This window comes from Acetitomaculum ruminis DSM 5522, assembly GCF_900112085.1.
GTDB lineage: Bacteria > Bacillota > Clostridia > Lachnospirales > Lachnospiraceae > Acetitomaculum > Acetitomaculum ruminis.
Genome location: NZ_FOJY01000006.1, coordinates 64800 through 86863, shown reverse-complemented (window position 1 = coordinate 86863; position 22064 = coordinate 64800). Strand labels below are relative to the sequence as shown.

The window sequence follows — 22064 nt, the reverse complement described above, 5'->3', positions numbered from 1 at the left end:
GTAATTTTAAATATATCTCTTAAGCCTTTGTAAGAAACTTTTCTATGTCGTTAAATGCTCTTTCTTCGTCATCACCATCTGCTGATACTACTAATCTTTCACCCTTATTAAAGAAAATAGTCATCATCCCCATGATGCTTTTCGCATTAACTTTCTTGTTGTCTAATTCGATATAAATTTTACTGTCGTACTGGCTTGCTATCTGAACTAAAACAGCTGCCGGTCTGTCCTGGCTATCTGCAGTAATATTAACGTCAATCGATTTCTTAATCATTTGATTTTCCTCCTTCATCACCTAAGTTCATCTGCTATTTCAATTATTTTTCTTAACCTATGGTTAACCCCTGATTTACCAACCGGCGGATTTAGCATCTGGCCCAATTCTTTAAGTGCCACTTCCGGATTTTCAAGTCTTAAGATGGCTATTTCTTCAAGATTTGCAGGAAGAGAGTCCAAACCTTTTTTTGCCTGTATAAATTTTATGGCGTCAATTTGTCGGACTGCTGCACTTACGGTTTTGTTAATGTTTGCTGTTTCACAATTGACCTTTCGATTAACAGAGTTACGCATTTCCTTGACAATTCTAATATTTTCAAGGTTCATTAAAGAAATATGAGCCTCCATAATATTTAACAACTCAACTATGACAGCTCCTTCTTTAACATATACTACATGATTCTTTTTTCTGGGAACAATTTTTGCTTCAACACCAAAACCGGTTATTATATTTACTAACCCTTTTGCTTTTTCCAATGTCGGACATACGATTTCAAAATGATAGAATTTTTCCGGGTCACTGATAGAACCGGCGGCTAGAAAGGCCCCTCTTAAAAATGCTCTCCTACAACAGCTTTTTTGAATAATAAGACCATTTGCAAGATTATCATTTAAAAATTCTCCATTATCATCGATCATCTTTTCCGTGGTAAGTATTTTAGTAACCTTTTCTTTACCTTGAATTTTAAGAATATAGCTTCTATTCCTTCTTAAATAAGCATTGCGCCTGATTAAAACTTCGGTATTAATATTAAAGGTTTTTTTTACTAAAGTAAAGTACTTTCTAGCTATGGTCGTATTTTCAGTACTTATTATTATTTTATAGTCGTTTTTATCGTAGTTTAATGTAACTTTTCCACACAAAGAAATAATAGCAGCAATCTCTGCTATGTTACAATGTCTGGCATTTGCTACCTGTCTGGACAATTCTTCCTTAACATCACCGGAAAATGACATTTTATTTCCTCCAATGTTTTTTTATTTTCCCTCTTTGTTTACATCCCTGTGTTTTAGTTTGACTGCGTATCCTTCTTTTTTTATAAGTCTTTGGTAGATTTCAGTAGCAATAGTAACAGAACGGTGTTTTCCCCCTGTACAACCGATACTTATAACCAATTGATTTTTCCCCTCGATAATATAGTTTGGAATCAGAAAATCCAACATATCAGACAATTTATCCACAAATTTTCCCGCTACTTCAAAACTCATGCAATAATCCCTGACTTCTTTATCCAAACCTGTTTTTGTTTTTAACTCTTCTATATAGAAGGGATTTGGAATAAAACGAACATCAAAAACAAGATCTGAGTCTGTGGGAATACCATTTTTAAAGCCAAAAGACAAAATGGTAATCTGAAGATTTTTAAATTCTTTTTTATTTACAAAAATCTTATCTAGTTCTGCTTTTAGCTCCCTCGTTAAAAGATAACTTGTATCAATAATAATATCCGCACTTTTTTTAAGAAAGGTCAGCTTTTGTCTTTCTAACTTTATTCCATCATCAATTCTTCCATCTGGTGAAAGCGGATGTGCCCGTCTTGTTTCTTTGAATCTTTTTACCAGCACTTCGTCATTGGAATCAAGAAAAAGTATCCTCATAAAGAAGTTTTTCTTTTTTATTGTTTCTAATATATCTTCTAACTTACTAAGATTTTCTCCGTTTCTAACATCAATTCCCAGGGCCACTCGGTTTATCTGATTATTTTTTTCTAGAGTCAACTCAATAAATTGGGGTATAAGTAAAACAGGAAGGTTATCAACGCAATAATAAGCATTGTCTTCAAACATCTTTAATGCCGTACTTTTACCGGCCCCTGACATTCCTGTAATTATTACCAGTTCCAAAGCCATTTTTACCCTCCTGTTCACCCATAACCTTGTTTATTAAAAATTTCCGATTAGCTTAATTTCTGTTTCCAATGTAACACCAAATTTTTCCTTAACTGTCTTTTGAACAAATTTTATAAGTTCATAAACATCCTTTGATGTTGCCTTGTTGGCATTTATTACAAAACCGCAATGCTTTGGAGAAACCTTTGCTCCCCCTATCTGATAACCGGAAAGTCCCGCATCCATAATGAGTTTTCCGGCAAAATACCCTTCTGGTCTTTTAAAGGTACTTCCTGCGCTTGGATATTCTAAAGGCTGCTTTTCCTTTCTCAGTCTTTTTAATTCTTCCATGCGGGAATTAATATCTTCTATATTTCCCTTTTCAATATTGATTTTCGCCCCAAGAACAATGTAATCGTTTTTTGTAACAATGCTTTTTCTGTATCCAAAGTCCATTTCGTCACATTTATATGTCTTTATACCCTTATCGGTATACAATATAACCTCTTCTACCACATTTTTCATTTCGCCACCGTAAGCTCCTGCATTCATGGCTACGGCTCCTCCTACTGTTCCCGGTATACCACTGCAAAATTCCAGTCCGGTATAACCATCTTTGGCAGCTTTTTTTGACATACTTGCCAAAAGACAGCCTGCATCTACACTTATCTTACCGTCTTTTATATCAATGTTTTTTAATTTATCAAATATTTGAATGACAATACCGTCAAATCCTTCATCGGAAAACAAAAGATTTGAACCGTTTCCCATTACAAAAAAGTCAATTTTATTTTCTTTGCAAAATTCAATGGTATCCACAATTTTTTCAACACTGTCAGGGGTAACAAAATATTTCGCTGCCCCTCCGGTCTTGAATGTAGTGTGTTTTGACATTAACTCATCTTTAAAAACATAGTCATTACCATTTATTTCTTTTAATTTTGAAAAAATTCCGTTATCCACGGTAACCTCCATTATCTAGTTCATTTTAAGAAATGCTTTATAACCTCTGAACGCTTCATAAATATCTGCTTTATTAGTTATTTCCCAAGGTGCATGCATGTTTAATACTCCCACACCGCTATCAATTACATTCATTCCGTAATTTGCAAGGATGTAGGCAATAGTTCCTCCACCACCCTGGTCTACTTTACCAAGTTCTGAGGTCTGATAGGAAATACCTTCATCATCCAAAGCTTTTCTAAGTTTTGCAATATATTCCGGATTTGCATCATTAGAACCTGATTTACCTCTTGAACCTGTGTATTTGTTAAATACAAGGCCCTGTCCAAAATAGCAACAGTTATTTTTTTCATTTACCTGTGGATAATTTGGATCGAAAGCAGCACTTACATCTGAAGAAAGCACCTTTGAATTTCTTAATGCCCTTCTTACTGAAAGTTCACTGTAATCTCCCATGCAATTTAAAATTTCAGCTACCATATCTTCAAAGAAATGGGAATGCATACCTGTAGCTCCTACACTTCCTATTTCTTCCTTATCTACTAAAAGGCATACACTGGTTAATTCCGGTGCCTGTGCCTCTAAAATCGCCTTGAAGGAAGGATAAGCACAAACTCTGTCATCCTGTCCATATCCCATAACCATGCTCTTATCAAAGCCATAATCCCTGGCATCACCTGCTGGTACCGCCTCTATCTCGGCTGAGATAAAATCAGCTTCTTCAATATCATATTTTTCTTTTAGAAGTGCCAGGATATTTGCTTTAACCCCATCCTTTTCTTCATCTTTAAGAGGGATGCTACCAATAAGAATATTTAAGTCTTCTCCCTCTACTACTTTTGCACCTTTTTTATCCAGCTGATCTGCTGACAAATGTATCAATAAATCTGAAACTCCAAACACCGGATCTTCAGCCTTATCTCCTATATTAATATCAACTTTTGTACCGTCTTTTTTAATTATAACCCCATGAAGTGCCAGTGGAAGTGTTACCCATTGGTATTTCTTTACACCGCCATAATAATGGGTATCAAACATAGCTAACTTTGTATCTTCATATAAAGGATTTTGTTTTAAGTCAAGTCTAGGGGAGTCAATATGTGCTCCAAGTATGTTCATTCCCTTTTCCAAAGATTCTTTTCCTATTACAAACAAAGCAAGGGCTTTTCCCATATTGTTTACATATATCTTATCACCAGCTGAAACCTTTCCATTTTCTCTAATAATTTCATAAAGGTCTCTAAATCCCTTTTCTTCAGCCTCTTTAAGCATATATGCAGTGCATTCTCTTTCCGTTTTGCACTTTGAAATAAAAATCTTATAATCATCGGCAAAGTCATATACTGACTTCATGTCTGCGTCATTGTATTTTTCCCATGCAGTTTTTCTTTCCATAGTTATATCCTCCATTTAAAGTTTATTTATCCAATTTATATACAATCTCTATTTATATGAGGGTGCAGTCATCACCATTAATATAATGAAAAAAAGGGTGAAATCATTGCTTTTCCTCAATATCTCATATTAATATAATTATATTTAAAAGTCAAAGTTTTACCCTTGACATACAAAAAAGGCAGGTTTAATATTAATACAATCTGTTAACGCGATAAAGTAGCGTAGTTTTTTTGCAAAACAGCAGCTTTCCAGTGTCTTTTATTGACTTTTAATATTAGGCAATCGTTTTTTCTTAATTTATCCGTATTTTTATGCTGTTAGTTTTACTTTATTCAGTTGCCAGGCGATTTTTATCAGGTTTTCTTAGGGATTCCTTAAAAATTATTATCTGTTTAAGAAGAAAGGAAGGATTAAATTATGGCAAAACAAAATATTGATTGGAGCAATATCGGTTTTGAATACTCAAAAACTGCTAAAAGATTTGTATCCAATTTCAAAGACGGAAAATGGGATGATGGCGTACTTACAGATGATAATACAGTTGTATTAAATGAATGTGCAGGAGTTTTACAGTACTCTCAATCCTGTTTTGAAGGATTAAAGGCATACACCAGTGAAAACGGACACATTGTCTGCTTTCGTCCTGACCTTAATGCACAAAGAATGGTTGATTCAGCCAAAAGACTTGAAATGCCTCCATTTGATCCGGATCGTTTTGTAAAAGCTGTTGTTGACACAGTTAAAGCCAATGCAGATTATGTTCCGCCTTTTGGTTCAGGCGCTACTCTTTACATCCGTCCGGTAATGTTTGGTACAAATGCCGTAATCGGAGTAAAACCGGCCACAGAATATCAATTCAGAATATTTACCATGCCTGTAGGCCCTTATTTTAAAGGTGGTGCTAAGCCTATCACCATCAAGGTATCGGATTTTGACAGGGCTGCTCCTCATGGAACAGGTCATATAAAAGCCGGTCTTAATTATGCAATGAGTCTTCATGCAATAGTTACAGCCCATGCTGAAGGCTTTGATGAAAACATGTATTTAGATGCTGCTACAAGAACTTATGTAGAAGAAACCGGTGGAGCTAATTTTATTTTTGTTACTAAGGACGGTACGGTAGTTACCCCTAAATCAGACAGCATTCTTCCATCCATCACTCGTCGTTCCATTATGACAGTTGCAAGGGATGTACTTGGACTTAAAACAGAGGAAAGAAAAGTTTCCTTTGAGGAAGTTAAAGATTTTGCAGAATGTGGACTTTGCGGTACTGCTGCTGTTATTTCTCCTGTTGGAAAGATTTATGACCACGGAAAGGAAATATTATTCCCTTCAGGAATGGAAAAAATGGGACCAACTATTCAAAAACTTTACGATACTCTTACAGGTATTCAAATGGGACGCATTGAAGGCCCTGAAGGCTGGGTAAAGGTTATTGAATAATTATTATTGAAATACAAAAGGACAGATGGATTGATTTTTTTTATTTCCATTTGTCCTTTTTTAAAAATAGCATATTAACTTGCTTTAACATGAGTTTCAAGAATATTTTTAAGAGCTGACATAGAGCCCGAACGGTTTCTAACTATTTCTGTTTCATTCTCATCAACTTCATCAAGTACACATCTAAGCATTTTATGAGATAAGGCTCCTGTAAACAATACTAATAAATCCGGTGAGCCTATCCTGTTTTTCATGCTTGCTTCCATTTGCGTAAATACCTTTGCCTGGCAATTGTATTTTTTACATAAATTTTTATATCTACAGACCATACAGTCATTTCCACCCATAATTACGACATTCATGTCAGCACCTCCTTAAACTTAACTTTTCCATAAAAGTGTTTTCTAAATACTCTTTACCAACTTTTTAATACACCCTTTGTTTATGGCATTCTAACATCTGCCACTAAAATACGTAAAATAGATTTTTACTATTACCGGTTATAAGAGCATTTTATGGTTAGACTAAACTAACCACTTTCTGAAAGCAAAGCGGATATAAAAATCCGCCTTACCTTCAGTTTCTTAAAAGTAATATTATAATCTATTAATTGTCTAATTATTCTACATCAATAATCTCGGCATCTGCCTTTCTGATTGAAAGCTCATAGCCTCTTACAGTAACTTCAATAGGATCTCCAAGCGGAGCAACTTTTCTGATATAAAGACTGCATCCCTTTGTAATTCCCATATCCATGATTCTTTTTCTAACAGCACCTTCTCCATTGACAGCCTTTACCTTAACTGTTTCTCCTGTAGCTGCTAAATTCAATGTTTTCATTTTCTTCCTCCAAAACCTTTAATATATACAAAAATATACAGAAAAATACTTCCTGTAAAGGGATAAAAATCCCCTAAATCAATTATTCAACAGAAATCTTGCTGGCCATTTCTCTACTGATGGCAACTCTAGATTCTTTTACATTGACAATAAGATTTCCATTGTTCTCGGAAATAACTGTAACCTCTCCGCCTTCTACGAAGCCTAAATTTCCAAGAAATCTCTTGCTGTCTTCAAGACCGCCTATTCTTTTAATGAGAACTCTGCTCCCCGCCGATGCGAAAGTCAAAGGTAACATCCAATCACCTCTTTCTATCAAAAATTATTTGATAATATTCTAAAAATAAAATCATTGTGCTTCTATAGTTAGTATATGCTAACTTATTTACAATGTCAATATTTTTTTCTTTCTACTAATGATAAAAAATTAACCTAAAATCGCTTTATATGCCTGATAATCTTCCTGTCTATATACATTAAAGATTATTTTCATTTTGCTTTGTTTGCTTTCCTTAAACTCATTAACTGTTTCAACAGCTATCTGTGCAGCTCTTTCTTCCGGGAACATATAGGTTCCGGTGGATACGCAGCATAAAGCTATACTTTCAAGTTCATTAAGTTCAGCTATATCAAGACATGATACATAACAGGAACGCAAAAGTTCTTCATGTTCCGCAGTAAGATTTCCATCTTTTACCACAGGTCCTACGGTATGAATAACATATTTGCAAGGGAGGTTATAGGCAGGAGTGATTTTTGCAATGCCTGTTTGCTCTTCATAAAACTTTCCATATATATTTTTTAACTCATCCATTAATTCCTGGCAAAAATTCCTAAGCTGAATTCCTGCATATGTATGAATACAATTATCTATGCAATCATGATTTGGCTGATAACAGCCGGTCATTTCACTGTTGGCAGCATTTACCACAGCATCTGTAGCAAGCCTTGTTATATCACCCTTCCACAGGTAAATCCCTTCTTTAACAGGTTCTAAATCTTCTATATGAACTATTCCCTTTTCATTTAAGCATTCTTTTAAATATTCATTTTGAATATTTTCAAATTCTCCGGTCATAGGTGCTGCCATTCTTATATTCATAAGTCCACGAAGGAGTGTTTTTTGTTCCTCAATATCTGTAGGAATCTCAATCTCATTATAGCGTGGATTTTCCTTTAATAATTCAGTTATAAGATACCTTCTTCTTTCATCTTGATTCATATTTTTCCTCATTTCTTTGTCTTCTTTACCATAAAGCAATAAATTATTTTTCCTATTTTTTATCAATAACAAAGGTTCAAACCCATGTTTTGAAAAAATAATCAAACAGCATATACACTGTTATAAAAAGTATAACTTATCAAAGAAAAAATTTAAACCATTATCAGCATTTTCTGTATAATTATAGCAAAATGTACAGATTATTTATCACTTTCGCCATTATAAAAGCAACTGTTAACAACTAATGATACAAAAAAGATAATCTGCCACGCCTGATAATGACAGATTATCTTTTTATTTTTTACCTTGTTTTTTTGATTATCTGGCTATAAATTGAAGCTTTTTGCTGTAGTTACCAAAAACTTTTTTATTGGCAGAGTCTAATTTATAAGCCCTTACCTTTACATAATATTTCTTTTTAGATTTTAATGCTTTTAGTTTTAGTTTTATCTGTTTATCATTATTATTAGCCCAAAATATAACTTTCAAAGCATTTTTAAAGTTTTTATCTGTTGAATAAAAAACTTCATATCCTTCTACGGATTTTATGGCATCAAATTTTATTTCTGCAGTTTTTTTGGTAATCTTAGATGCTTTTACCCGTGTAGGTGTTTTTACCGTTACCTTTACCCATTTTGCATAAAGTGTATAACTTTTCTTATTCTTTGCACTAATCTTAGAAATTTTATGGATAAATTTAGAATCTGTATACCATCCTGCAAATCTATATTTACTTCTTACAGGGTTTTTAAGAGTAAATGCTTTTGTATAAGAATCCGGATTGGATTTGTTGTTCTTTCCTCCGTTTAATCTGTAGGTAATTGTATAAGGAACAATAATATTACATTTTAATTCATTTCCTCTTAAAGTTGTAACTGTTATAGTGGCACTTCCCGGTGCAATAGCCTTAATGCCTCCGTTTTTATCTACTGTAACAATTTTTTCGTTGGAGGAAACTGCATCCACTATACTGTCTTCTATGGTAGAAACAAGTTTAAGCTGGAAATTTTCACCTTTTTTTAAAGTTTTATCTGTCACATTTAAACTACAAGACGGGTTTTTATCAATTTTTATTTTAACAATGTAATCCTTATAATATTTTGAACTTGTAAATGAAAGATTATATGTAGCTCTTTCACCCTTTGTGAATAATTTTTCACTTAAATTCAAAATACCATTCTTTAAGTTATAATCTTTACTTGACAATACTACATCATCAAGGGCTATTGTATTTATAGTGGATGCGTAATTTAAATCATTAAATACTATTGTTACTTTTTCTTCTTCAGGAACATAATCTTTAGCCGTCAGTTTATCTGCCGGAGTAAAGACTTTCGCCTTCAAATCTGATAAGCATTTTGCTGCCTCAAAATTAAATTCAGAAACATTTTCAAAGGAAATTAAAGGAGCATTTAATGTTTCTTCATTAAAGCTTACTTTTAAATTATCCATTAATTCATCAGCCTTAGTAAGTAAAGCAGAGTCATCTAATTTTATTTTTTCTGCATTTTTAACAGCTAAATATTCGCTCTTTATCTTTGTTAATGTGTCATATTTTTCTTTTAATATTGCATTAAGGCAAAGATTTTGTGAGCCTTCGTCATCAAGCATTACAACTTCTATGCCTTTTGTAGTGGCACCTTTTTCATCTCTTGTTACAATAAAGCTTTTTGCATCTTCACTGTCAACCGCTGCAGAATAACCATTAATGGAATTTATTGCCATAGCCATGGTAGAAGCAAAATTTTCCTGTGTCATGGTATTAAAATTATGAGCATGACCTGTAAGAGCACCTGCATACCAGTTAGTAGAATCAGGAGTTAATACCGGTTTTCCTTCAAAAAGCAGTACATAATGAAACATACCTCTCATGCTGGCAGGACTTGTGACGGTAACCTTTGTTGAAGCTGTTGTATCTGCACTTGACAGAGTAATTTCATTTGAAAGTTTAATCCCGGTTGGTGCATAGGTTGAAAACGGCAGAAATTCAACTGTTTCTTCAGGATTTGATTTTGATACAATACTTGTAAGTGAATCAGCTGATACCTCCATAAGTCCACCATATAAAGCTGACCAGCTATTTGTTGTCAAGGTAATAATTAACTGTTTTTCATCACTTTCATTAACAGCCACATCCATTGTTCTTGTAATCTTTGCGTCATTTCCGGATATTTTTACTGAAATTTCCGAAAGGGCTTTATCATGATCTTTTATCGTAATTTCCTTATTGAAATCAACTAAAATTTTAAGGATACAATTTGTTTCCTCATCCTTAACATCATGTTCTAAAGCTTTAACACTAAAAGATACTACAGTTGTTTTATCTGCTTTTTCGGCGTACACCAGGGTCAGCTCTTTAAAAGATGCTGTAGTAAATACTGTTGCAAAGATTAAAATCCATGCAATTGTTTTTTTTAAAAAATTCATAATTTCCTCCTTCCTATTTTCACACATAAATACATTAATAATTATGAATTTACCTTATGCCTTCTAAAAAAGTTTCAATGTTTCTTTCCCGTACCCTAACATCAATCCCATACATATCACTTATAAGCTTAGAGTCAATTATATTGTTTGCATTTCCCCATATAAAATGATCCTTTAACAATATCAATACCTTTGTATTAAACATTAAAGCCTGTCTGGGATTGTGAGAGGTAAAGCATACACCTTTTCCTTTTTTAGAAAGGCTGTCTAACCATTTAATTACCCTTAACTGATTTCCAAAATCCAGATTCGAGGTGGGTTCGTCCAAAAAAATATAATCCGTATCCTGAGCCAAAGCTCTGGCTATTAATACCAGCTGTCTTTCTCCACCGCTTATCCTTGTATAATCCTCATTCATAAGAGATTTTATATTTAATGTTTCTAAAGCATTTACAGCAATTTCAATATCTTTCTTTTTTGGAGAGGAAATTTTTGAAATATGTGCACCTCTTGCCATTAAAACTACATCCAAAACCTTATATGGAAATGGTGGGACATGATATTGAGGTACATAAGAAATCAGTTTTCCACGCTTGTTTGAAGAAAGACTTTCATTATCCACATCATCGATTAAAATCTGTCCTTTTAAAGGTTTAATCAGTCCAAGAATCCCCTTATAAAGAGTGGTTTTTCCCACTCCGTTTTCTCCAAGAATACACAAAAGTTCTCCTTTATTTAACGAAAAACTAAGTTCTTTAATTATTTCTTTAACATGGTCTTTTTTCTTGTATCCTAAAGTCAGATTATCTATTTTTATCATTACGGTTCTTCCCTGTTTAAAATTTTTTCTGCATCTTCTTTGCTAAGTGAATAATTGTAAAATTTCTTATAAAAACTTCTCAGTTCACTGTTCATATCAAGACTTTCATATTCCTTTGGATGAAGAGTTTTTGCCATATATTCCACAAGAAGTATCTTTTGAAGTCCCATATCCCAATAAAACACTCCTGAAGGTGATAAATATACTTTCCCTTTTTTTACAGCTTCTATGTCTTTATAAGCCTTGGAAGAAAATAAATTCTCTTTTATTTCTTCTCCTGTTTTTCCATCATTCATACCACCATGGTCAATAAAAATCACATCCGGATTCCATTTTGCCAGCTGTTCATAACTAATCTGAGTTCTGGCAGCTGCATCTAAATTGGCACTTGCCGCTTTTCCTCCTGCTGCTTCTATCACTTCCACCATATCTGATTGATTTCCATAGGTGGTTAATATATCCACTCCGGCATAGTAAACTACCGGCTTTTCTTCTTCCTTTAAATTATCTGATACAGATTTTATTTCTTTTAACTTTTCCCTGTAGTATTTCTGATATTCTCTTGCCTTTTTTAAAGCATCCTTATTAAGGGTTTTTGCGTATTTGATTAAAAATTCCGGTGTGTCAGATAATTTTTTAAAGCTTTTTCCAGCAAGGGACATTACTCCTGCTTTTTTTAACTGTGCAAGTTCATTTTGTCTTGGAAAGGTATATACAAAATCCGGTGAATATCCTAAAACTTCCTCAACATTTACCAAAGAATGAACATTTTCTATTTCCGGAACATCTTTTATCCTTTTAAAAACCACTTTTGCCCAGGGAAAGCTGTCTGTTTGAACATCAGCTCTTACTACTATCCTGTCTTCTGCTCCTAATACCGTAAGCATTTCATAGGATGGCCCATAAAGGGCGGCTATTGATTCAGGGTCAGAAAAACCAATTGTTTCATCAGCACTTACATTTTCAATATTTTCTGATGCCTTTATTACTTTTGCATGTCCGGATATTATTTTTTCTTTAAAACTAATCCCCTCAGGGCCCGAAAATCCCTGTATTTCATCAATACATCCCTTTTCTTTTTCCTTTAATGTAATAATGTTTTTATTTACCTCAACCTCCCAGTCTCCATTTGATTCTTTAAGAGCTTTGGCAATATTACCGGCAACTTCTTTTCCATCTGCTCCCTTGTAAAGGCAAACCGGTTGAAGAGGGCAATCCCCGCAAGGATTATCTGCTTCGTCTTTATAAACATTCATTTCATAACCCAAATAATTTATAACTCCGCTATTTTTCAGGCTCCCCTCTACACTCACCTGTAAAACAAGTTTTTTCTCTCCACAGGAAGTTAAAAATGTTATGGCAAATATTGAAATAATCATTAGTCTTATATTTTTTTTCAACTAAATCCCTCCTTTGCCTGATATAAAAGATAAATAAACACCGGTGCCCCCACTAGTGCTGTAAGAATGCCAATAGGTAATTCCTGGGCAAAAAATGTTCTGGCAAAATCGTCTGTGATTATAGTAAAAATTGCCCCGAGAAGCGCTGATACCGGAAGCATCTTTTTATAATCCGGCCCCATAATCTGCCTTGAAAAGTGGGGAACCACCAGGCCAATCCAGCCAATCATCCCACCCTTTGCCACAGCTATAGCACTCATTAAGGTAGCGCATATAATTGTGATATATTTAATAGCTTTTATATTTACTCCCATGGAATAAGCTTCCTCTTCTGAAAAAGTCATAAGATTAATTCTCCATCTTAAAAGCATTAAAGGAATCATTCCTGCCATAGTTACAGACAAAATAAGTAAAACATCATCTGAAGTTATATAAGTAAACCCTCCCATTAACCAAAAAGTTATGGAAGGCAGTGTATCATAAGGGTCCGCAACCAACTTCACCATGGAAATAAATGCCTGAAAGAGGGATGTTGTTATCATTCCGCAAAGAATAAGAATCATTTTGGAATTATTCATTCCATTATTCAAAAAACCTGCCACAAATATTGTAAAACCTACAGCAGCTATCCCTGTTACAAAGGAAATAAGGGATAGATAAACACTTCCCACACCCAAAAACAAAGCCAGTACTGCTCCAAACCCTGCTCCTGCAGAAGCCCCTAAAATATCCGGAGAAACACATGGATTTCTAAAAATTCCCTGATATGAAGCTCCTGAAACTGAAAGCCCTGCTCCGATTATCCCTGCACAAAGAATTCTTGGAAGTCTGATATTAAAAAATACGGTTTCATCCATCTTTTTTGCACTTCCCTTTAGAATATTAACTATTTCCCTAACAGAAATAGCATACCTTCCTGCAATTAGCGAAATAATAAAAACTCCTATTAAAAGCAGGATTAAAATTGTATATAATACTTTTATGTTTTTTACATTATTCATCTGCTTCTCCACTTTACTTTTCCGGCAAAAACATATACACATACCTGTCATTTCCTTTAAGCTTTACACAGGCTAAACTGCCTCCCCGGCTTAAATAATAGGCATTTTTTAATTTTGGCCTCATTTTTTCTATTTTTTCTTTATCTGTAATCACATTTTCATTTCCAAAGTCCTTTTTTATCATAAAATCATCGTTAGAATCTGTAACATAGGACATAAAATACAATGAAAAAGGATTAGACAAAGAATTTACAGCTGAATCATAAGGATTAAATTCCTGTAAGGTAATGCTTTCTATTTCAAAATTTCTATCTATCAAATTATATAAATCATTGTCTTTTAAAAGCTTAATTGTATTTTCATAATCCTTAGTCAAATATATAAAAGTGTTATTTAAACTATAGGAAAAACTTTTGGTATCCACATCAGGATTTAAGGTAAACATTAATACTCCAACTGCGTCAGCCTTACTAAAATATCTTTCTTTACTGCTTTCTTTAGAAATATCAGCATTAATAGCCTTCAAAAGCATTTTTCTTGTTTTATCGTTTAAGTTTAAGCTATATGAATTTTCAAAGAACTTATCACAAAGATATACCTCTCCTTTTTGATAGGCATTTTGTGCCCAGGTGACACTTTCACTTCCAAGATCATCTCCTAAAATCACCTGGCTTTGTTTTTCTCTGACTGTTTTTGTATCATCCAAATTAAGCATTTCTTCTAATTCTGACATGTTAGCCCTATCATAATAAAATGTGCTTATTTTTCCTTTTTTATCTTTATATGAAAAAACAAGATCCACGGGAACTACCGTATTTTCAAAATGTTTTTTATCAGTTTTAAAAGATAAATTTCCTGATTCAATAAACTTTTTTTGAATTAAAAGAAGCTTTTTTATCTCCTCTTTATTCTCGAAGCTTATTTCATTTAATATGTAATTTGTTTTATTAATACTGCTGCCCAAAGCTTTACCATATATATAATCAGGTGAACCTATATAGGAAACCCTTGCACTTTCTATTTCTTTAGAAGATAGATTTCCATAAATAATCCCCGGTAAATTAAGGAAAAGAATAAAAATGGCAGTTACAAAAGACATCCCTATTCCAAAAGAGATACAGGTATTTTTTATTTTCAGATCACAACCAAACATTATTTTTTTTAAAAACAAATGCGCCAAAAGGGCTGTTATTGTGGCAGAAACAAAAACAAAAACCAGTCCAAAATCTCCAAATATTTTTAGGGATACTGCAAATATAATTACTGCTGCCATATTCAGATAAATATCTGGCAAAATACCGGTTTTTCCCATAATTCCGGCATGCTCAGCCTTTCTTTTTTCAAAAATAATAAATGCAAGAAAAACTATTAAAACTAAAACAAAAATCCATACTGTCAGGATTTTTATATTTATACCAGGAGGAATGGGACTCTTATTTGGTCTTACAAAGGTATAATGCTTACAAAGCTCATCATAAAAGAAGGTCAAAGGACTTGCTTTAAAAAACATTTTTATAAAGGATTTTCCTGTAACATATTCTCCAAAATAATTTTTCCTGCCATAAGCATTACCAAGACATAAACCATTTAAGAAACTGCCTAAACTAAAGGTCAATGCAGTTGGTAAACTCATTAGCCCCATGCCATAAACAAAGGCTTCCAAATATGTTCCCGAAATAAAAATTCCAACAGAAGTAATAAAAAATGCCAAAAGCTCCACAAGGAAAAATCCCCCTGATAAATAAAGACATGTTACTACTTCTTTTTCATAAAGACCAACTGCCATTTTGTTTAAAAAAAGAGAAATACACATTGGTAAAAATGCAGATATTAAAAGATAAATCACACCAGCAAGACTCCTGTTTAAAAACATCCTTTTTCTTGTAATACCTAAGGATAAAAACATAGTCGTTTCTCTTTTTTTCAGCAAAAAATCAAAAGCAAAAAATGCTTGTAAAATGCCTGAAATTATAAAAAGTGCCAGGGTTATTATTAGTACTTTTTCATTTAAAAATCTCCATTTTACCTGATCGTGGGTAAAAGAAATCTCAAACATGGAATCTTTCTTTAAACCCACTGTAGAAAAGGGTATCAGAAGGATAAAAGCAAAAAGAAATAATAAAAAAATCCAAAAATTTTTCTTTAGTGCTATATAAAAATCATATCTTCCACATTTTTTATTAAAAGATTTCATTCCAATCAACTTCTCCAATTTTTCTTTCTTTTTCAAAAAATTTTTCCAGACTCAAACCGTATTTTTCTTTTATATTTTTAACTTCTCCATTGTAGGAAAACCTTCCTTCATCCAAAAGTGCTATTTTCCCGGCAAGATTTTCCAATTCATTTAAATTATGTGAAGCAATAATAATGGCTGCCTTTCTTTTTTTGACATAGCTTCTTATCATATCAGCCACCCATTTTCTCATTAAATAATCCAGACCATCAAAAGCTTCGTCTAAAAATATATAATCTGCTCCTACGCTAAAAGCTATTATGAGTCCTGCCTTTCTTAACATTCCTTTTGAAAAGCTTCTATTTTTTTGTTTGCCATCTATCATGAAAGCTTTTTTCAGATTTCCATAAATCTCTAAGTCAAAATTTTTGTAATAACCCCTATAAAATTTTGACATATCATCAAGACAGGATTGGGGAAAGAAAGAGACTTCCTCTGTCATAACAAAACATTTGCTTTTACAGTAAGCATTTTCATATATTTCTTTGTCATCTAAAGTAACCTTTCCCTTATCGCTTTTATAGATACCAGCCATTGTTTTAAGAAGTGTCGTCTTTCCTACCCCGTTATAACCAATAATTCCATAAATATCTCCTAAATCCACCTGTAGAGAAATTTTATCCAGTATCTTCCTTTTTCCGAAATTTTTTTCAAGATTTTCAACCCTTATCATTTGACTTTTTTCTTTCTGTAAACGAAAACTGCGGCTGCTGTCATTAATAAAATACCTGCTGGAAGTATAGCAGCATATTTAAATGAACCTGATTTTTTATCTATTTCATCAACACTTAGCACAGCCTTATCATCTTTTTCTTTTGACAAAATATAATTTCCACCTTTTTCAAGGCTCACCTTTGCATATCCGGATGCAATTTTTATATCATCATTAATTAAAATAACTTTTTCATTATCTTCATCATATTTATAAAAACTGTAATTTTTTCCATCTTCAAAATAGTCTGCCATATCTATGAAAACTTTTGCCTTTCCCGGCAGTTTATCTGCTTTTGTTCTTATAAATACACTGTTTGACTCATCAAAATCTTTACAATTTTTAAATTTCTTTTGAGAAATATCAATATTTAAGTCAACATCAAAGGCATCTTTCACATCTTTGCCAAAAAATTTCCAGGCATATCCCACTATTTTTTTCTTATTTGTACATTGAAAGTTAAGATATTCATCGCTACCCTTTATTTTTTCAAAAAGCTGTTTTCCCATTTTTCCTTTTCCTATTTCCACATAGGTGATACGGCCTTTTTTACTGTCAATAACTTTTAATTTTGAATCCTCAGACTCTGTACTTTCAACATTTTCAGCTTCTTCATTTGTTTCTTCTTTTGCAATTATCTTTTCTTCACTGGTTTCTATATTATCTACAACAGAATCATTAGAATTATCCTGATTTTCTTTTGTAGAATTTTCTGTTATGGATGAGGCGTTATTATCTGAATCATTATTTTCCGTATTTTTATTTTCATTAGTATTTACTGTTATTTTTTTATTTTGATTATTTTTGTCATCTTTTTTATTTGTATTATCACTGTTGTTTTTTGGTGTGTCTGGTTTTACATCACTATTTGAATTATTACTGTTATTGTTGTTTTCTTTAGCTTTTACCGTAACCTTTAAATTCTTTGAAGTGGAAGTAAACTGTCTTAAAGAGGCTGTTGCGGTTATGGTGGCCTCACCTTCATTAAGGGCATTTATAACCAAAGCACCATTTACAAAAGCTGCCGTTGCAACTGATGTATTAGTACTACTTACATCTACACTTGTATAATAGGTCTGGTATTCCGTTCCTCCACAAGTACACTGGCCGTTTTCATCAAGACAACCTTCTCCACAAGCCTGTGGGCATTCCGGCATACCACATCCTGGTAATTGTCTGTCTTTTTCAGGGGATAAAGCTACACTGACACTGGCAGAGCCGCCGATTTCCAAACTTATATTACTTTGACCTAAAGTGATACCTACATCTCCCCTGTCATAGTAGGCAAAAGATACATCTGTATTAGTCAAAAAAATTACTATTGAAAGCAAAACAAATAATATACTTTTTATTTTTTTCATATCAGTAAAACTCCTTTTTAATATTCACAATATGTATAAACTTGAATATCCAATTTTTCTTCACTATTGTTTTTTAATTTAAGGGTAATATTTCCGTCCTTGCTTTCACATTCATAGGAATCAGAAAAATACTCATTTATAGATTTGGCAATTTCTTTTGCTGTCATTTCTTCATCCATATTTAAAAAATCATGCCCATGAATCGCTATTGCACCATCCATTATTTTTAAATTTTCATCTTGACCGGCAGATATAGGCTCCCCGTCTTTTAAAATCCGTATCCATAAAATACTTCTGATATTCCACAAGGAATCTACTTTTTTGGTTACATATCCTGCACCTCTATCCACTGTTGAAAGCTCTATACCAGAAGGTATTATGGCACTAACGTTAAAATCCCCGGCAGAATACTTGCCTGATTCATCAGTAATAGCCTCTACCCCTTCTGCTTCATCTGCATCTTCAACTTTTATTTTTCCATCAGTAACAGAAGTGGTTTTTACAGATAACTTTACCTGATTATCTGCTGTTTTTTCCATGGAAAAATCATCTACCTTTTTGTTTGCAATTGTTATATTCAAGGAATCTTTTCTACTATCGTTTATTGAAATAGATTTATCAAAATCCAGAATTAAATCCACATATTGTGAGTCTTCATCTCCATCATTTCTTCCGGATAATTCAACATTTGACAGTTGTGGGGATTGTTTTTCATCCAAAATCAGGGACGATCCACAACCGAACAAATTAAACGAAACAAGAATAAGTGCAAGAATAATTATCACTTCTTTGCTTTTCAATGAGTTTTCATACTTTTTCATATCTTTATTACCTTTTTCAATAATTTAACATTAATTTCACAAGGCATATATTATCACTTATTTTTTCAAATTTCAAGTCGGTCACCAATATTTTCTGTCTTTTAATACTGTATTTAAGTGTTTTGTTTCATTTTGTCCTTAAATTCAATTTCATTTTTGTTATGTTTTATCAAAACTATGTCTTGTGCTCCTGATTTTTCTTTCTTGCCTTATAAATAATTCAAGCCTATAATAAGCTAAAGACTCAAATTAGCATATTTATGCAAAAGAATGTAAAAGGATTATAATAATATGCAAAAGAATGTAAAAATTGAATTGGTAACCCACAAAGATGCAAATGATTTGCTGGCAATTTATGCACCTTATGTGAAAGAAACAGCAATTACCTTTGAATACGAAGTACCCTCTGTGGAAGAATTTAAGGAACGAATTATTAATATTTCTTCTAAATATCCCTATATTAAATTACTAGATGAAAATGGGATGATTTTGGGCTATGCCTATGCTTCTTCTTTCAAAGGCCGTACTGCCTATGACTGGGCAGTGGAATGCAGTATTTATATAAAAAAAGAAGCTAAAGGACAAGGCTTTGGCAGGCTTTTATATGAAAAACTCGAAAAACTCCTTAAAGAAATGGGAATTTTAAATATGTATGCCTGTATTGCCATACCAGATAAAGAAGACGAATACTTAACTTTTGATTCAGTTAAATTTCACGAAAAACTTGCTTTTAAAAGAGTTGGCTACTTTGAAAAATGCGGATATAAATTTAACAGATGGTACAATATGATCTGGATGGAAAAAATCCTTGGAACTCACCATGAAAATGTTAAAAAAGTAGAATTTGGACATTTTACCCTTTAAAACCCTAAATTCCTGTTTATATATAATAAAAAATCTCCACCACTTTAGTATTGTAAAGTGATGCTGTAAATGCTAAGATTAAATTTGTAGCATTTTAGTAAGAAAGTCTAAGGAATGTAAAATTTTCTTTGCTACTTCCTTATAAAACTAAGAAATTACTAATACTGTATTAAATATATTTTTAAATAGAAAGGCTGTAACTATGGATAATATAAAAAACCGTATAGTTGTTAAAGTTGGAACCTCCACCATAACTACAGAAGAAGGCTTTGTGGATATAAGAGCCATTGATAAGCTGGCAAGAGTACTTTCTGCCATTCATAACTGTGGCTGGGAAGTAATTCTGGTTTCTTCAGGAGCTATTGCCGTAGGGCTTAATAAAATGCGAATTAAAGAAAGACCAAAGGAAATGAAAATGAAACAGGCCGCCGCTGCTGTTGGACAATTAGAATTAATGCATATTTATGATAAATTCTTTAGCGAGTACGGAAAACTTGTAGCCCAGATTTTATTTACGGAAGATGATATACACCAGGAGTACAAAAGAAAAAATCTAACAAATACCTTTAATACACTCCTTGAAAACAATATTATCCCTATTGTAAATGAAAACGATTCCATTAGTTATACGGAAATCGAATCTGAAAAGAAAATTTTTAGTGATAATGATGCATTAAGTGCAGTAGTTGCTCATTTTTGTAATGCTTCAAAACTGGTGCTTTTATCAGATATTGACGGATTATATAACGGAGACCCAAGAAAGGATCCTAATGCAATTTTAATCGGACGAATTGATAAAATTGATGATTCCATAAGAAATCTTGCCTCGGGAGCAGGCACCACCAGAGGAACCGGAGGAATGGTTTCAAAGCTTGATGCCGCTGAAATCGCAACAAAATACAATATCGATATGTATATCACCAATGGAAGAAAACCTGAAAATATCTATGATATTATAGATGATAAGTTTATTGGAACTGTTTTCACCGGAAATCAAGGAGTTTAATGTCATGTCTACATTTGAAAATATAAAAGAAGGAAGCAGAGACGGTATCCCCATATGTTTAGGGTATCTGGCTGTTTCTTTTGCATTTGGTATTCAGGCCACCAGATCCGGATTAACAATTTTTCAGGCAGTTTTAATGTCTTTAACCAATGTAACCTCTGCCGGCCAGTTTTCTTCTTTAGATATGATAGCATCCCATGCTACATATTTTGAAGTGGCAATGGTCCAGCTGGTTATAAACATGAGATACCTTTTAATGTCCTGTTCACTTTCCCAAAAGCTTTCCCCAAAGATTTCCCTGACTAAAAGACTGGGAATTTCTTATGGTGTAACAGATGAAATATTCGGTGTAAGTGTATTAAGAAAGGGAGAGTTAAAACCTTCCTATTCCATGGGGCTTATAATTATTTCCGTTTTTGGCTGGGTTCTTGGAACCTTTTTAGGAGGAATATCCGGAGAGATAATGCCTCAAAAACTCATAAGCGCCCTGGGTATGGCGATTTACGGAATGTTCATAGCCATAATAATACCTGAAAGTAAGGAGTCAAAGCCAGTTCTTTTGGTAGTTCTTTCGGCGATGCTTTTAAGCGTATTGTTTACCTATATGCCGGTATTAAAACTGGTATCTTCAGGCTTTAGAATTATCATAATCACTGTAGTTATCTCTGCATTGGCAGCCTTTCTTTTTCCTATCCCGGTATCAGATGATGAAAAAGATAAGGCAAATACAAAAAATTCTTAAAATAATGGAGCAAAAATCATGTTAAATAATGTTTATATCTATATTTTGGTTATGGCGCTGGTTACATATCTTATAAGGGCACTTCCCCTTACTCTTATCAGAACCGAAATTAATAACCATTTCATCAGATCTTTTTTATATTATGTACCCTATGCCACTTTGGCTGCCATGACCATTCCTGCCTGCTTATATTCTACTTCATCAAGAATATCTGCCGCAGTAGGATTTATAATTGCACTTATACTGGCAATAAAAAAGCAAAGTCTGATAATTGTTGCAGGTGGAGCCTGTGCTGCCGTATTTATTGTTGAATTATTTGTATAATCATTTTTATATTTTCTGCTATTTTTTATTATAATTTAGTATTGTTTGATAATAATTCTAAATTGGTTGTTTAGATATATTTTTGTAATTGTTGTGTAACAGTTTTTACATTTTAAATATATACTTTATTAATTTTTAAGACTTTTTCGGGGATAATTTCACATTTTTCAGATAAAATTGACATATCACTTGAAGTGATACACTAAAAACTTTTTCATAAACTCCCCTATTTTTAAGCTCCGTAGTTCGCATGCTACGGAGTTTTCTTCTTTTGTTCCCATTATTAAAAAAACCCCTGACATCGGGTATTTTAAAGGCTTTTTCCTCATATAAGAACAGAATCAGAGAAAAGAAAATGACTCCATGCCTGCACACATGGAG

At 32.9% G+C, this 22064-nt stretch carries 22 protein-coding genes; 5 read left to right on the top strand and 17 right to left on the bottom strand.

All coding sequences use genetic code 11. The features are described 5' to 3' along the window. Positions 1-19: 19 nt before the first annotated feature. From BM153_RS05160 to BM153_RS05140, 5 genes are read right to left on the bottom strand one after another with little or no spacing between them, the layout of a single operon-like run. A complete protein-coding gene (locus BM153_RS05160) occupies positions 20-274 on the bottom strand; it encodes an HPr family phosphocarrier protein (RefSeq protein ID WP_092871442.1) in 255 nt (84 codons plus the stop codon). Between the two features lie 17 nt (positions 275-291). After that, the gene (gene whiA, locus BM153_RS05155) at positions 292-1233 is read right to left on the bottom strand and encodes a DNA-binding protein WhiA (protein ID WP_092871440.1); all 942 of its coding nucleotides are present in this window, start codon (positions 1231-1233) and stop codon (positions 292-294) included. Between the two features lie 21 nt (positions 1234-1254). Further along, on the bottom strand, positions 1255-2121 hold the full coding sequence (gene rapZ / locus BM153_RS05150) for an RNase adapter RapZ (protein WP_092871630.1): 867 nt from the start codon (positions 2119-2121) through the stop codon (positions 1255-1257). A gap of 39 nt (positions 2122-2160) precedes the next feature. After that, positions 2161-3069 carry a UDP-N-acetylmuramate dehydrogenase gene (gene murB, locus BM153_RS05145; protein WP_242949076.1) on the bottom strand — a complete coding sequence of 303 codons (909 nt, stop codon included), beginning with the start codon at positions 3067-3069 and terminating at the stop codon, positions 2161-2163. 15 nt (positions 3070-3084) lie between these two features. After that, complete coding sequence (locus tag BM153_RS05140) at positions 3085-4464, bottom strand: aminopeptidase (RefSeq protein ID WP_177205582.1); 1380 nt, start codon at positions 4462-4464, stop codon at positions 3085-3087. 420 nt (positions 4465-4884) lie between these two features. On the opposite strand from BM153_RS05140, the gene BM153_RS05135 reads away from it, so the two are divergent. Further along, positions 4885-5910 carry a branched-chain amino acid aminotransferase gene (locus tag BM153_RS05135; protein ID WP_092871434.1) on the top strand — a complete coding sequence of 342 codons (1026 nt, stop codon included), beginning with the start codon at positions 4885-4887 and terminating at the stop codon, positions 5908-5910. 74 nt (positions 5911-5984) lie between these two features. On the opposite strand, the gene BM153_RS05130 is transcribed toward BM153_RS05135, so the two are convergent. The 12 genes from BM153_RS05130 to BM153_RS05075 all read right to left on the bottom strand — a co-directional run bounded on the left by BM153_RS05130 (position 5985) and on the right by BM153_RS05075 (position 18747). Then, a complete protein-coding gene (locus BM153_RS05130; protein ID WP_092871432.1) occupies positions 5985-6272 on the bottom strand; it encodes a DUF2325 domain-containing protein in 288 nt (95 codons plus the stop codon). A gap of 256 nt (positions 6273-6528) precedes the next feature. After that, positions 6529-6750 (bottom strand): FeoA family protein, encoded by a 222-nt coding sequence (locus tag BM153_RS05125; RefSeq protein ID WP_092871430.1) that lies wholly within the window; start codon positions 6748-6750, stop codon positions 6529-6531. 82 nt (positions 6751-6832) lie between these two features. Beyond that, positions 6833-7048 (bottom strand): FeoA family protein, encoded by a 216-nt coding sequence (locus BM153_RS05120; protein WP_092871428.1) that lies wholly within the window; start codon positions 7046-7048, stop codon positions 6833-6835. Between the two features lie 129 nt (positions 7049-7177). Then, positions 7178-7972 (bottom strand): protein-ADP-ribose hydrolase, encoded by a 795-nt coding sequence (locus BM153_RS05115; RefSeq protein ID WP_092871628.1) that lies wholly within the window; start codon positions 7970-7972, stop codon positions 7178-7180. A gap of 318 nt (positions 7973-8290) precedes the next feature. Next, positions 8291-10399, bottom strand: a complete 2109-nt coding sequence (locus tag BM153_RS05110) for an InlB B-repeat-containing protein (RefSeq protein ID WP_177205581.1) — start codon at positions 10397-10399, stop codon at positions 8291-8293. Between the two features lie 49 nt (positions 10400-10448). Beyond that, entirely contained in the window at positions 10449-11219 is a 771-nt protein-coding gene (locus tag BM153_RS05105; protein WP_092871424.1) for an ABC transporter ATP-binding protein, read from the bottom strand. Continuing rightward, on the bottom strand, positions 11219-12619 hold the full coding sequence (locus BM153_RS05100) for an ABC transporter substrate-binding protein (RefSeq protein ID WP_092871422.1): 1401 nt from the start codon (positions 12617-12619) through the stop codon (positions 11219-11221). The genes BM153_RS05105 and BM153_RS05100 overlap by 1 nt, the downstream gene beginning before the upstream one ends. Then, on the bottom strand, positions 12616-13620 hold the full coding sequence (locus BM153_RS05095) for a FecCD family ABC transporter permease (RefSeq protein WP_177205580.1): 1005 nt from the start codon (positions 13618-13620) through the stop codon (positions 12616-12618). The genes BM153_RS05100 and BM153_RS05095 overlap by 4 nt, the downstream gene beginning before the upstream one ends. Before the next feature lie 13 nt (positions 13621-13633). Further along, positions 13634-15676, bottom strand: coding sequence for a hypothetical protein (locus BM153_RS05090; protein WP_143088269.1), 2043 nt, complete (start codon positions 15674-15676; stop codon positions 13634-13636). 124 nt (positions 15677-15800) lie between these two features. Next, positions 15801-16526: an ATP-binding cassette domain-containing protein gene (locus BM153_RS05085; RefSeq protein WP_092871416.1), complete on the bottom strand. Its 726-nt coding sequence runs from the start codon at positions 16524-16526 to the stop codon at positions 15801-15803. Further along, positions 16523-17926, bottom strand: coding sequence for a hypothetical protein (locus BM153_RS05080; RefSeq protein WP_092871414.1), 1404 nt, complete (start codon positions 17924-17926; stop codon positions 16523-16525). Before BM153_RS05080 ends, BM153_RS05085 begins: the two co-directional genes overlap by 4 nt. 17 nt (positions 17927-17943) lie before the next feature. Next, positions 17944-18747, bottom strand: a complete 804-nt coding sequence (locus BM153_RS05075) for a hypothetical protein (protein WP_092871412.1) — start codon at positions 18745-18747, stop codon at positions 17944-17946. A gap of 291 nt (positions 18748-19038) precedes the next feature. Here BM153_RS05075 and BM153_RS05070 point away from each other — a divergent pair, with 291 nt between their 5' ends. From BM153_RS05070 to BM153_RS05055, 4 genes are all read left to right on the top strand, one after another. Next, positions 19039-19611 carry a GNAT family N-acetyltransferase gene (locus BM153_RS05070; protein WP_092871410.1) on the top strand — a complete coding sequence of 191 codons (573 nt, stop codon included), beginning with the start codon at positions 19039-19041 and terminating at the stop codon, positions 19609-19611. Positions 19612-19813: 202 nt separating this feature from the next. Beyond that, positions 19814-20617 carry a glutamate 5-kinase gene (gene proB / locus BM153_RS05065; RefSeq protein ID WP_092871408.1) on the top strand — a complete coding sequence of 268 codons (804 nt, stop codon included), beginning with the start codon at positions 19814-19816 and terminating at the stop codon, positions 20615-20617. A 4-nt stretch (positions 20618-20621) separates the two neighbouring features. Continuing rightward, positions 20622-21359, top strand: coding sequence for an AzlC family ABC transporter permease (locus BM153_RS05060; RefSeq protein ID WP_092871406.1), 738 nt, complete (start codon positions 20622-20624; stop codon positions 21357-21359). An 18-nt stretch (positions 21360-21377) separates the two neighbouring features. Continuing rightward, complete coding sequence (locus BM153_RS05055) at positions 21378-21683, top strand: AzlD domain-containing protein (RefSeq protein ID WP_092871404.1); 306 nt, start codon at positions 21378-21380, stop codon at positions 21681-21683. The last annotated feature ends 381 nt before the right edge of the window (positions 21684-22064 follow it).

Bases quoted from the DNA above. Each gene is read 5' to 3' on its own strand.
- BM153_RS05110 (WP_177205581.1), bottom strand. From the start codon at position 10,399: ATGAATTTTTTAAAAAAAACAATTGCATGGATTTTAATCTTTGCAACA.
- BM153_RS05115 (WP_092871628.1), bottom strand. From the start codon at position 7,972: ATGAATCAAGATGAAAGAAGAAGGTATCTTATAACTGAATTATTAAAG.
- BM153_RS05140 (WP_177205582.1), bottom strand. From the start codon at position 4,464: ATGGAAAGAAAAACTGCATGGGAAAAATACAATGACGCAGACATGAAG.
- BM153_RS05105 (WP_092871424.1), bottom strand. From the start codon at position 11,219: ATGATAAAAATAGATAATCTGACTTTAGGATACAAGAAAAAAGACCAT.
- BM153_RS05125 (WP_092871430.1), bottom strand. From the start codon at position 6,750: ATGAAAACATTGAATTTAGCAGCTACAGGAGAAACAGTTAAGGTAAAG.
- proB (WP_092871408.1), top strand. From the start codon at position 19,814: ATGGATAATATAAAAAACCGTATAGTTGTTAAAGTTGGAACCTCCACC.
- BM153_RS05130 (WP_092871432.1), bottom strand. From the start codon at position 6,272: ATGAATGTCGTAATTATGGGTGGAAATGACTGTATGGTCTGTAGATAT.
- BM153_RS05120 (WP_092871428.1), bottom strand. From the start codon at position 7,048: ATGTTACCTTTGACTTTCGCATCGGCGGGGAGCAGAGTTCTCATTAAA.
- BM153_RS05070 (WP_092871410.1), top strand. From the start codon at position 19,039: ATGCAAAAGAATGTAAAAATTGAATTGGTAACCCACAAAGATGCAAAT.
- BM153_RS05080 (WP_092871414.1), bottom strand. From the start codon at position 17,926: ATGAAAAAAATAAAAAGTATATTATTTGTTTTGCTTTCAATAGTAATT.
- BM153_RS05075 (WP_092871412.1), bottom strand. From the start codon at position 18,747: ATGAAAAAGTATGAAAACTCATTGAAAAGCAAAGAAGTGATAATTATT.
- BM153_RS05085 (WP_092871416.1), bottom strand. From the start codon at position 16,526: ATGATAAGGGTTGAAAATCTTGAAAAAAATTTCGGAAAAAGGAAGATA.
- BM153_RS05060 (WP_092871406.1), top strand. From the start codon at position 20,622: ATGTCTACATTTGAAAATATAAAAGAAGGAAGCAGAGACGGTATCCCC.
- BM153_RS05055 (WP_092871404.1), top strand. From the start codon at position 21,378: ATGTTAAATAATGTTTATATCTATATTTTGGTTATGGCGCTGGTTACA.
- BM153_RS05160 (WP_092871442.1), bottom strand. From the start codon at position 274: ATGATTAAGAAATCGATTGACGTTAATATTACTGCAGATAGCCAGGAC.
- BM153_RS05135 (WP_092871434.1), top strand. From the start codon at position 4,885: ATGGCAAAACAAAATATTGATTGGAGCAATATCGGTTTTGAATACTCA.
- BM153_RS05095 (WP_177205580.1), bottom strand. From the start codon at position 13,620: ATGAATAATGTAAAAAACATAAAAGTATTATATACAATTTTAATCCTG.
- BM153_RS05090 (WP_143088269.1), bottom strand. From the start codon at position 15,676: ATGTTTGAGATTTCTTTTACCCACGATCAGGTAAAATGGAGATTTTTA.
- whiA (WP_092871440.1), bottom strand. From the start codon at position 1,233: ATGTCATTTTCCGGTGATGTTAAGGAAGAATTGTCCAGACAGGTAGCA.